Below are 11,943 nucleotides of genomic sequence, written 5' to 3' on the forward strand. Positions count from 1 at the left end.
GGAAGCAGGGGAAGCAATGATACATTTTCCCTGATAATGGTGCAAAGGTATGAAAGGGTTTTATCCTTTTTCTTTGAAGATGAGCCAATGTTCATGCTACTCAAAGCTTTGGTAGCCAAGGGTTTCGGTCTTGTGCAGCAAGCCCTAATTAACGTGAACGGTGAAGAACTCGCGAGAGCGAGAAGCAAGCTACGTCCTTTGTAAGTGTAAGGGTTTGATATCATGTCCGCCGAAATAACCCTTAAAAATTAATGCGACGATAGATTTCAGACAGGGGAACTTCTATGTTTAAACTGTGCAGGACGATCACCTGCTCAAGGTTAGAGTACACTTGCCACAGCCAGCGATCATTACTGCTAGGCTCAAGATTATGATACTGCTCAATGTAGGGTTCAGCTTGGCTCACCAGCAGATATTCACAAAAACTAGCAAGAGAACGATATTTTCTGAACTTTTCACCTCGATCATAGGCTTCCGTAGAAGGCGATAGAACTTCGACAATCAGGAAAGGATTGAGAATTTCATCATTGCGCTCACCATTGAATTCTGGGAAGCCATTAACCACCATCAAATCAGTATAAGTCCCACACTGATATTCAGGAATCCAAACTCGCAAGTCGCTGTTATACAAACGAAAATCGGTATCTCTGAGCAAAAACCCCAAGTAAATTAATAAGTTGCTAGCGATCGCACTATGGGCTTCAGAACCTCCCGACATTGTAATAATCTCTCCGTTGCGGTATTCATGACGTTCCGGGTGGGTTTCTTCCATCGCCCGATACTCGTCTAGCGTGAGGCGAGTTGTTCCTACATCTGGGGAACTGGTTTGAGCAAAGACCACAATCAGACCTCTTGAATCATTACCTCTAATCTAAAACGATTCAATGGGAGATTAGGCAACAGGCAACAGGCAACAGGCAACAGTAAGGGTTTGAGGCTTGTTGACATTTCTTAGTAAAGTGAACAGAATTGTAAGTTCAGATACTTACACCCAGGCTAAAGCCTTATCCCCTGATTCCCCTTGGCAAATTCTTTCAATATGTTAAAACTGAGAAGTTAAGGCGTAGTTGTAGAGGAATGCTCACTTGCCACTCCAATTCCCCAAAGGTTATGGAGGCTCTCTTAACGGACGCATTAAACTAGATAGGGACTGGTGATTCATCCCGCGCTGAATGAAAAACGACAGCCGAGGGAGTCTATCGCCAGATTAGCTATAAATGAGTCAGGGGCGCAATTTTCGCTCTTCAAGCGAAAAATCCGTGAAAATACGGTCTACGAAATAAGTACCCATTCGGTAAAGTCAAAGTATCTGCATCTGTTATAGTGTTGCACTCGCCAACACCGTTAGCTGATTGAACCTTTGATCTGATCAAAGGAGGTTGATGAGAACGCGATCGCTGTTTCGGCAACGAGCGCAGGAATAGTCACTCAAGGCTTCGGGCGCTCAATGCCTTGTACCTTTGAGTGAAATTACTAGGGGACGGATTCAGGCTTTGCCCAAACCGTTCTATTTACAGCTAAACGTTTCTCGAATTTACTCCCTTGAATTGTTTAGTCAACTATCATTGACTCGGCAAAATTTCCAGGTGAGGATTAGTTCGTAGGTGAACGGTTGCGCCAAGAGTATCCTAAAAAATAGGGTGGAAATTGACCTGTCAATTTTCTGGAATTCAGACGTAACCGAGTGGTTTTAGCTAAAGCAGGTGGATGTTTATAACCAAAAAGCGTCACTGGCTATCCTCTATTATCTATAAGACAAGATTCAACCTTCATTCAACCAAGGTTATATGAATCGCCAAGGACTAATTCCTTTGCTAAAGTGGCGACAGGGTGCAGGGCAAACATCAATCGGTCAAACGAACTCCGGTAATGAACTTAATAGTCCCTGATTCTCAACGATTCGGCTTGCTTAAGCCGCTGCTATGGATTAATCTGCTTAGTATTGGATCACTTATCGTTTTCTGGACGCTAGGATTACTTGAAATTAAACCCGCTCAGGCGACTCTACCTGACTCAGAAGTCGCCAATCAGCAAGATATTGGACAAGAAAAACCGTCCGGTGATTTCCAATTATCTCTGAATCAAGCTGATCGCTTGCATAAATCGGCTTCTGAGCAAAACCAACATCCCAATCCAGCGTCCGTCTCTGCCCAAGGGGTAGAGCATGTCTCAAGACGAGATACGGCTCTATCGACAAGCCTGAATTCTAACCCTTCAGTCGTAGCCGTTGAACCCAATGCTATGGCGCCGAAAACTTATGAAACGCTTGACCAAACCGTTCCAGCAAGACACGAGGAACAACAAAATAACCACAATAGTCCCGCCCCCATCGATAGGGCAAAAGATCGGGGAACAGGGAGAACAGAAGCGGTAGAAACTAGAGCGTATTCCAACCGTATTGCTTCCCCCATCCCCAATCCCCCAATTCAAGCCAGTCTATCAACTCAGTCGGGTTTATCAGAACTAGCTTTAAACTCTGCTCACCAACCCTTGACGATTCAGGAAGACTCTCTTACTCCCGAATTTTCCTCTGATCAGAATTGTCACGATTCAACCACCTGTAACCAACCCCTTGCCATTGAAACCTCAGTCCGGTTTAGGGATACCTTCGACGTAAAGGTGGCGCAGCTTCCAACTCTGTTACAAAATTCATCTCCCCTCCCTGTACCGACAAACTCTATTCCTCTGGGTTCTACGGGATCTAACTCAGGACAGCTTCCTGCCTTTCCCACTCTCATTTCACCGAATGTGCAACCCCAGGGCGTGAATCCCTACAGCCAAACTTGGGGACAGCCCTCTTCCTTTACTCAAACACCCAACACCATCCCCACGCCCGGTACTGGGGCGGCGATGAGTCCCAACTCCTATACCCAAACCTGGGGACAGTCCCTTTATGGAACCCAAACGCCTACGGTTATTCCTATGCCCGGTACTGGGGCGGCTATGGGTAACAATCCTTATAACCAACCTGGGGGACAGTCCCTTTATGGAACCCAAACGCCTAATCTTATCCCTATGCCCGGTGCTGGGACAGCAGGTATCAATCCCTACAACCAAGCGGGAGGACAACCTTCTTATATTGCCCCAACTCCTAACTTTATTCCGGTGTCAACTCAGGGCTTTCCTGGGGGAGTCAATCCTTACAACCCCGCCGGGGGACAAGTTCCTTATCTGCCTCAAACCGTAATCTTGGTTCCCGTGCAAACCATGGGAATGCCTCTAGGGGGTAATAACTACAATCCAGCCGGGGGACAAGTTCCTTATCTGCCTCAAACCTTTATCCTCGTGCCAGTACAACCCATGGGAGTCCCGATGGGGGCAAATCCTTATAACGTTGGCGGGGGGCAGGTTGCTTACATTCCCCAAATGCCCCAAGTTGGGTCAATGCCACCCACTCAGACTCCAGTTGGGTTTAATCCCTATAATCCCGGTGCAGGACAGTTTTATTCCTTACCCCAAAATCAAGCCGTCCAACCCGTACCAATTAACCAAAATCCGCAAAATTTTAATGGCTATAACCCAGGTGTAGGACAGTTTTCCTATCTACCGCAAAACCAAGCCATCTTACCTGCACCTGTTAATCCCAATTCCCAAGGTTTCAACGGTTATAACCCAGGGGCAGGGCAATTTTATTCCTTACCCCAAAACCAAGCCCCTTTACCTGTACCTGTTAACCCAAATTCACAAGGTTTCAACGGTTATAACCCAGGTATAGGACAGGTTTCCTATTTACCGCAAAATCAAGCTCCTTTACCCGCACCCGTTAACCCAAATTCACAAAGTTTTAACGGCTATAACCCAGGTGTAGGACAGGTTTACGCCCAGCCGCAAACGCAAGCCGCATTACCTCCACAGGTTAATCCCAATGTCAATCCATTGAATGGGACGAATTCAGTCGCACAGTCTCCTTTTGTCTCACCCAATCCAGGCGTTGTACCCGTTACTCCTAACCCAAACCTGCCCCCTCCAGTGGCGACTCCGGCTCAGGAGTTTGACCCAACCCAGCCCAATCAACCCCCATCTTCCCTGCTACGCAGTACAGCATTGCGCGATCCCACCTTACAGTTCCAAGGAACTTATGTGGTGCAGGGTGACTCCTCTGTGGCGAGGGCGCGGTTGGCTGGCGTCTATCCTCTAACTCCCAAGGCGCTATTTGCTGCCACATTAGATTTAACTAGCGAAGATAGTGGCTTGGCAGATTCTCCCAACCAAGGATTAAACATCAATGAACTCTATTTTGCTACCGCTCCGTTTACTGATTTGCCTAATTTACGCTTTGTTATCGGTCAATTGGACTTAACCTCTTACTTTGATCGCAATAGCTTTGCTAAAGATGGCGTTACCCATTTCTTTAATCCCGTCTTTCAAACCAATCCAGCCTTAAGTGCCACAGGAATTTCCTCCCGTCCGGGCTTCTTAGTCAATTGGACATTAACTGACAATATTGAAGCGAAAGCGGTGGCGTTTTCATCGTCGGGAAGTATTGGTGATTTTGCCTTAGATGGATTTGCTGGAGAAGTGGGTTTGCGCTATGGCAATGGCATTATTCGCGGCACCTATGCCACCGATCGCGACGCGGGTTCAGATACAGGATTTAACGAAATTTTCTCTATCGCACGCGGGGACAATAATGTGGGATTGGAAGAAGATGATCGGGAAGAGGCGTATGGTCTCAATGCTGAATACTTTATCCCCGATTGGAATATGGGCATCTTTGGTCGCTATGGTCGGTATATCAACCGAGAGATTGACGAAGCCGCGACGACCTATAGTTTTGGCGTTAGCTTTTTGGATGTATTTACCCAAAATGATCGGCTAGGTTTAGGCTATGGGCAGGAATTATCAAATAATCAAGGAGAAGAAGATCCCGACGTTTTAGAACTATTCTATGATTTTCGATTTTTACCCAATCTCCGTCTAGGATTTACCATCCAACAACGCAATAACTTCTCCGAAACCGATGTCGGTGTGCGCTTGAAAACCGAATTTGATGTGATTCCTATAGATTGAAGAGAGTAGGAGGAGTGATCAGTGATCAGTTATCAGTTATCAGTTATCAGTTATCGGGAGGTGGGGAAGACGGGGGAGATGAGGCAAATGACAAATGACAAATGACGAATGACAAATGACTAAACTCATTGGATTAGGACTAGCTGGATTAGCCATTAGCACACCGATGGTGTACACCATCCCGGCTGTTCATGCCCAAACCGTACCCACAGCCGTTCGCCAAGCCTTTTCACTGCTGAGTCAAGGACGAGTTCAGGATGCGATCGCGGCATTTGAGGCAGCGGTACGGCGCTATCCGGATTCCTTGGATGCCAAGTTAGGGTTAGCGATCGCTCATCGACGACAGGGGAATCTTCAGCAAGCCTGGAATGCTTATCAACAAGTATTGGCACAAGATCCCACCAATGAATTAGCCTTAAAATCGGTGGGTCTATTTGGGACTTATCGCTCCGAATGGCAGGTTCAGGGGATTGAAGCACTAACTACATTACTGAATCTCAATCCCAACGATATCGAAGCCCGTGGTTTGCGAGCCCAACTCTATGGCTTTCAGCAACGGTTTGCTGAAGCTTTGGCGGATTATCAAATTGTCCTCCAAGCAAATCCCTCGCCCAATATTCTGCTTGGGGCGGCGGAAACCTTTACCAATAGCGGTAACCCGGAACGGGGATTGGAACTGTTTAACCGTTACCTAGCCACAGGAGGACAAATTACTGGGTATCCTGCCCTGGCTTACGCCCGCGCCTTACAAGAAACCGGGAATCCGGCGGCGGCTGTCCAGATTCTGGAGGGACAACTGCGATCGCCCCAACTCCTCTCTGATCCCCAATTAGCTATCTTCACCCGAACGGCTTTATCCCAAGCCTATCTCGCCAATCAACAGCCAACTGAAGCGTTAAATGTCTTAACCCCCCTACAAGGGAATCCCAATGCGACTTTACCCTTAGCACGAGCCTTGAATGAGATTCGCAATCAAACGGGTAACCAAGCCCTAACCCAACAAGTCGCGAATTTGTATCGTCAGGCGCTGGATCAAACCCCCAATCCCGAACCCAAACTCTTGCGGGAAATTGCTGATGTATTTGCTGGGCTACCCAACCAACAGCAAACCGCTCTGAATCTCTATCGCCAACTCTTAAGCTTACAACCTAATGACCGTACTCTCTTAGTCAAACAAGTCGCCTTAGAACGGGAACTCGGTTTAATTTCCGAAGCCGAACTCAAAGCCCGTCTATTGAGCGCCCTGCAACCGCTCCCGGCTGATCCCAATGAACGCCAACTCATCGCCCAAGCCTTAGCCGGGATTGAACCCCCAGGACCGGAATTATTACCCATTTACACCAGTCTCATCCAATCCGGTGTCAACGTTCCTTTCTTAAATTTCCGCATCGCCCAGATTTTATTGGAAAACGATAACCTCGCCGGAGCAAGACAGGCGTTAGCCGCTTATGCAGCTACCCCCGCAGGTGCGGAAGACTTAGCCCCCCAGTTGTTAGCCGCAGAAATTGAGCGTCGGGAAGGGAACTTAGAAGCCAGCGCCCAGCGCTATCAGGCTTTAATTGCCAGTAATCCAGCCGAACGGGATATTCTCAACGCGGCGATACGAGGGCTGGCGAATGTGCGGCTGCAACAAAATCGTCCCACAGAAGCCCTGGCTGTATTTGATCAGTTAATCGCCCGTAATCCCCAGGACACAACACTCCAACTCGCCCGTGCTAACCTAGCCTACCAAGCGGATCTAATTTCAGAATCCCAAGCCCAAGGGGTTCTCAATTACTGGCTCCAGACTCAACCCGCCACCAATGCGCCGCCAGAACTATTTACGTTGGTGGGATCATTACCGCCATCTCCGGAACGGGAGGCACTTTATAACAGACTGCTTCAGCTTGATCCCACGAATTTGCCCGTACAAATCCGGTCAATTCAGCTTATCGCCCAACGCAGTCCAGAACAAGCCAGAGTTAGAGTCGCGCAATTAGTCGCCCGCGATCCTACCAACATCCGCAACTACTTTTTACAAGGACAAATTGGTCAAGCGATCGATGATTTAGAACTCGCTGAACAAGCCTATCAGTTAATTTTATCCGCCCAACCAGCTAATCAAGAGGCATTATCCGCCCTAGCTGGCGTTCGATTTCAACAACGACGATTGGATGAAGCCAGAAATCTTTATTCCCAAGCCTTAGCCCTTGACCCGAATGATCAAGGAATTCGTCAAGCGATGGTTGGACTGAAACGAGTTCAAGACTATCAGCTTGAGGCTTTAGCGGATTTGGAAGCGATGCAAGTCGAACAACTTCAACAAGGAGGAACGTTAGATCCAGAATTATCAAATCAAATGCAACAAATTCAGGAAGACTTTTTACAACGACGAGGATTTCAACCCCCATGGGAACGGTTCTAGTGTGCGTGTCTGTAGGGGGAGATGGGGAAGTTAAAACTAAACTCTACCTTACCTATTCCTTATTCCCTATTCCCCATTCCCTATTCCCTGACAAATGACAAATGACAAATGACGAATGACAAAGGACAAAGGACAAATCACTGGGTTCGTAGTAGGCACTTTAGTGCCAGAAGCGCTAAAGCGCTGACTACAAGCATGACTATAAGCGCTATGTTACTGCTGTTGAATCTCACCAGTTGTGTGTCCATAAAATTCTCCGAACCTGAACCACCGGAAGCCTCGGTTTCCCCTTCTCCCTCTCCAGTAACGGCTTCCCCCGTAGCTGATTTTCCCGTTTTATCCCCATCGCCGCCTATCCAGGATATACTCGAACAAAGCTGGGTCATCTACAGACAACAATTCATTCAAGAGGACGGACGAGTAATCGACTACGAAGCGAGCGATCGCTCCACCTCAGAAGGACAAGCCTACGCTATGCTCAGGGCTGTATTGATTAATGACCCAACCACATTTGCCCTCACCTTAGAGTGGGCAGAAGATAACCTGCATCGACTCACAGAAACAGGCGAACCTGAAGACAATCTTTGGGTTTGGCTGTGGGGTCAAGATGATGAGGGTAATTGGGGTGCCATTGATCGAAATTTTGCCAGCGATGCTGATATTGATGCGATTACCGCATTAATTTGGGCATACCGCCGCTGGGATCGCCCGGAATATTTAGAGTTAGCGCGAATCAAGCTGCGCGATTTGTGGGACTACTCCACCATCGCTGGACCCGATGGCAAACGTTATCTCCTTCCTGGACCCAAGGAAGCCTTTGTCCCGTCGCCATCGACTATTTATCTGAATCCCTCCTATCTCGCCCCTTATGCGTTTCGCCTGTTTGCTCAGGTTGATCCCGAACGAGACTGGCTGAGTTTGATCGACAGTAGCTACTACGTCTTGGAAAACTCCTCTGAAGTTTCGGCGGTTGGGTTACCGAGTGACTGGATTGCTTTGGATTTACAGACCAATCAATTTCAGTCCATACCCCCACAAAGCAAACTGAAAAGCGTCTATAGCTTTGATGCGTATCGCGTCTGGTGGCGAATCGCTTGGGATGCCGAATGGTTTCAATCGACGGAGGCGTTAAATTATCTGGAAACAGCAACCCAATACCTTGAAGATCAATGGCAATCGTCCTCTCGCTTGCCTGCTCGAATTAACCTCGATGGAGAATCTTTGGTTAAATACGATGCCACCTCCCAATATGCCATGCTTTACCCAGCTATGCGCTTAATCAATCCGGCTATAGCTGAACAACTATTGGAGCGTAAACTTCTACCACAATACAATCAGGGAATTTGGGATGATGAATCTGCTTACTATACCCAAAACCTAGCCTGGATCGCCCTAGTATCACCTGACCTGGTAAAGAATTCGCAATTTTTTCAATCCCAGCAGCAGTTTTCCAGAAACGCAATAAGGGAATGATACAGAGGTCGATAACGTCTGTCAAGGCTTGAAACCGTTAAGAATTTATTCGTAAGCACGAATAATCGCATCTTATATCAGGGTGGCATCGAGTCGAATACCGATTCAGAGGACTAGAAAAATGTCACCACCGTTTCTACAAATGACCGGGTTCAGTCAACCTGTTACTCGTTGGACTGAAGCGGGAATGCTATCTACAAACCGTCCTAATTCGGGCGGGTTCCGTTGATAAATGATGTCCCTTGCCATCGTTTAGGGGAGCCTGTCCGTTTGGCACAAGCCCGTTGGGTAGAGCGATAGCCAAACCCAACAGCACAAATTGGCTTGTGTAAACATCCCCAAATTCCAGATAGTTGGAATCGCATAATTTAGTTCCCAAGCAATACTAACTGGGCATTTCCATCAACCGTAAGAGTTCTCCTATGAAACGCCTGTTTCGTCACTCCCAATCTCCAAATCCTTCCACCCATCGCGGACGTCAGCGCTCCACCCGTGTATCTACAGGAACGCGACTCGGATTGTTGCTTCTGTGTAGCGTTTTAGTCGTCGGGCTAGTGATCACTACCAACTTTGCCGTCGCTCAAAGCGACAGTAGCCTGCAAGAGCAGGAAGATCAGTTAATTCGCGAATATACCCTACCCACCACGCCCCAAAAGGAACCTGTTTACAAACCCGCTCCGGCGGCTCCTCCGAAAAAATCCACATCACCAACACGCAAGCGAACAACGCCTGCACCTAGTCAACCGCCGCCGCAGAGCCAGCCCACTCGTTCAGCGCCGACATCAACTGAACCCGAAGAACCTGCACCCGCACGTCGTTCTCCTGCACCCTCCTCACCTGCTCGCGAGGAAGAAACGGCAGAGGCTGAACCCCTACCCACAGGCGAGTACGTCCTGCAATTCAATCGCTCTCCCATCGTCGGCAACCGCTTCCGCTTCCGAGGGGTGTATTCTGAAGCCCGACTCGGCTTTACCCGTCCCCGAGGCTGGAAAATCCAAGGGGCTAAAGCCCTAATTCGTTTCCAGCATTCACCCGCCCTGATTGCCAAGGACTCCAATCTCACAGTCCGAGTGAATGGCACGAGTGTGGGTTCAGTCCCCCTCAACCGCCAACAATCGGAAGTTGGCAGCGTCCTCTTCAACGTCCCATCTCGACTGATTCAGGACTATAACGAACTGACAATTGTCGCCCGACAAAGTAATGACGAAGAATGTAGCGATCCGGGTGACCCCACGCTTTGGACAGAAGTACTACCGGATTCAGAATTACAGTTTGAATATCAGCCTCAACCGATTCCGCTCAACTTTAGCCGCTATCCCTATCCTTTCTTTGACGACCTCAGTTTAGATACCAATCGCATTGCTTATCTCCTGCCCAAGGTTAACGATACTTGGTTAACCGCCGCCCCTCGTTTTCAAGCTGCATTAGGCAGAATGGCAGAATTCCGTCCCATTGATACGGAAATCATTAACGATTTAGAGGATATAGAGTGGGGTCAACGGTTGGTCGTTATTGGCACACCCGCCGAACAACCCGCCATAGCGGATTTGGATCTGCCCTTTAGCATCAGTGGCAACCAAATTTTAGATGGAAACCAAGTCGCTTTACCCAGTGACGTGGGTATCTTAATGATGACCACCACCTTAGATGGGGCGGTTCCCGTTTTAGTGGTGACAGGCAATGGGGCTGACGGTGTTGCCAAAGCTGCCCAGTTTTTAGTCCAGCCTGACAGCCGTAAATTTGGTACAGGTCAAGCTGTATTAGTGGATAGTCTCAAAGAGGTAGACACACCATCACTCCGGAATTGGCCCGGTTATTTACCGGAAGAAAATTCCTTTACCCTCAGCGAAATTAAAACCAAAGAAAACGGTGATCCATTTGAAGACATCACGGTACGTGGGTCAGCGGCACCCCCAATTCCAATTGATTTTCACGCTTTGCCGGATGACCAATTTACGCGGGGGAGTTCCATGACCCTGCGTTATAGCTATAGTCCACAAATCAATCCTCGTACCTCGGCGGTAGAAGTCCTACTGGATGGCACATTTATCGGTGGGGCGCGATTGACCTCAGAAGACGGCGCTACCCGAAAACGATTAAAAGTGGATTTGCCCCCCCATTTAATCAAGCCCGATTCCCAACTGGAAGTGGCATTCCGACTCAATCCCAGAGAACCGGGTGTATGTGGTAAAGTCACCGACCAACAATTGACAGGAACCCTCCATGCAGACACTAGCTTCAACCTGAACCGCCAACAATCGGTACAACTCCCCGATTTAGGACTGTTTCAGGAAGGTTATCCCTTTGCTGCACCCCAGGATTTGTCCAGAACCGCGATTGTGGTGCCGGATTCTCCAAGTAATACGGATTTGCTGACGCTGTTAACGGTTAGCGAACGTCTGGGACGACTGAGTAAGGCAGATTCGGTTAATCTGGATGCCTATACAACGACAACGTTGCCTGCTGAAGTCCGCGAGGGACACCATTTGGTGGGAATTGGTACCAGAGAGCAATTTCCCTTCCCAGAGGTGTTTGATGGCAGTGGTTTCCGCTTGCAGGATGCTTTTTCTCGCCAGTGGAATCAAGGTAGCATTCAAGCCTTACCGGATAACGAAGGCATGATTAAGGAAATCATGTCGCCAGATAACAAGGAACGGGTGCTATTAGCGCTAACCGCACAGACGGCGAATGGGTTAGAACGAGTGCGGCAGGTGATTAGCAAAGATCCCTGGTTCTTCCAACTCCAGGACGACACGGTACTGATCAGCAGCAATCAGCAAGATACGGCTAGCTATGACCCGGATGCCTACACATTGGAATTCTTAGAACGTGCGCCCTCAACCAGTCGGATTGAAAATACTGGAGTGTTGAGTAAGGTGTCTCGCTTTATTCAAGACAACTGGTTCTTTTTACCGGCTGGCATTTTCGCGATCGCGCTTTTGCTGTACGGGATTTCTCAGTTCTATCTCAAGCGGCTTAGTGATCAAAAGAGTCATTAGTTATTAGTCATTCTCCCCCAGCTTCCCCAGCTCCCCCAACTCCCCCTGCTCCCCCAG

7 protein-coding genes are annotated in these 11,943 nt (G+C 48.4%); 5 read left to right on the forward strand and 2 right to left on the reverse strand.

The window, feature by feature from the left end; all coding sequences use genetic code 11:
* Nucleotides 1-204: hypothetical protein (locus tag RH949_RS28565; protein WP_446357945.1), on the forward strand; the 204-nt coding region annotated here is incomplete at its 5' end.
* 37 nt (nucleotides 205-241) lie between these two features.
* Here RH949_RS28565 and RH949_RS28570 read toward each other — a convergent pair.
* Nucleotides 242-841, reverse strand: coding sequence for a Uma2 family endonuclease (locus RH949_RS28570; protein ID WP_006104778.1), 600 nt, complete (start codon nucleotides 839-841; stop codon nucleotides 242-244).
* A 1,028-nt stretch (nucleotides 842-1,869) separates the two neighbouring features.
* Here RH949_RS28570 and RH949_RS28575 point away from each other — a divergent pair.
* From RH949_RS28575 to RH949_RS28585, 3 genes are all read left to right on the forward strand, one after another.
* On the forward strand, nucleotides 1,870-5,010 hold the full coding sequence (locus RH949_RS28575) for a hypothetical protein (protein WP_446357947.1): 3,141 nt from the start codon (nucleotides 1,870-1,872) through the stop codon (nucleotides 5,008-5,010).
* 115 nt (nucleotides 5,011-5,125) lie between these two features.
* Nucleotides 5,126-7,414 carry a tetratricopeptide repeat protein gene (locus tag RH949_RS28580; RefSeq protein ID WP_006104746.1) on the forward strand — a complete coding sequence of 763 codons (2,289 nt, stop codon included), beginning with the start codon at nucleotides 5,126-5,128 and terminating at the stop codon, nucleotides 7,412-7,414.
* A gap of 108 nt (nucleotides 7,415-7,522) precedes the next feature.
* On the forward strand, nucleotides 7,523-8,887 hold the full coding sequence (locus RH949_RS28585) for a glycosyl hydrolase family 8 (RefSeq protein ID WP_446357949.1): 1,365 nt from the start codon (nucleotides 7,523-7,525) through the stop codon (nucleotides 8,885-8,887).
* Nucleotides 8,888-9,093: 206 nt separating this feature from the next.
* Here the strand turns inward: RH949_RS28585 and RH949_RS28590 are convergent, their stop codons facing one another.
* Nucleotides 9,094-9,252 carry a hypothetical protein gene (locus tag RH949_RS28590; protein ID WP_006104679.1) on the reverse strand — a complete coding sequence of 53 codons (159 nt, stop codon included), beginning with the start codon at nucleotides 9,250-9,252 and terminating at the stop codon, nucleotides 9,094-9,096.
* Between the two features lie 57 nt (nucleotides 9,253-9,309).
* Here RH949_RS28590 and RH949_RS28595 point away from each other — a divergent pair, with 57 nt between their 5' ends.
* On the forward strand, nucleotides 9,310-11,886 hold the full coding sequence (locus RH949_RS28595) for a cellulose biosynthesis cyclic di-GMP-binding regulatory protein BcsB (RefSeq protein ID WP_006104714.1): 2,577 nt from the start codon (nucleotides 9,310-9,312) through the stop codon (nucleotides 11,884-11,886).
* Nucleotides 11,887-11,943: the final 57 nt, after the last annotated feature.

The organism is Coleofasciculus sp. A1-SPW-01, from assembly GCF_040217205.1.
Classification (GTDB): Bacteria; Cyanobacteriota; Cyanobacteriia; order Cyanobacteriales; family Coleofasciculaceae; genus Coleofasciculus; species Coleofasciculus chthonoplastes_A.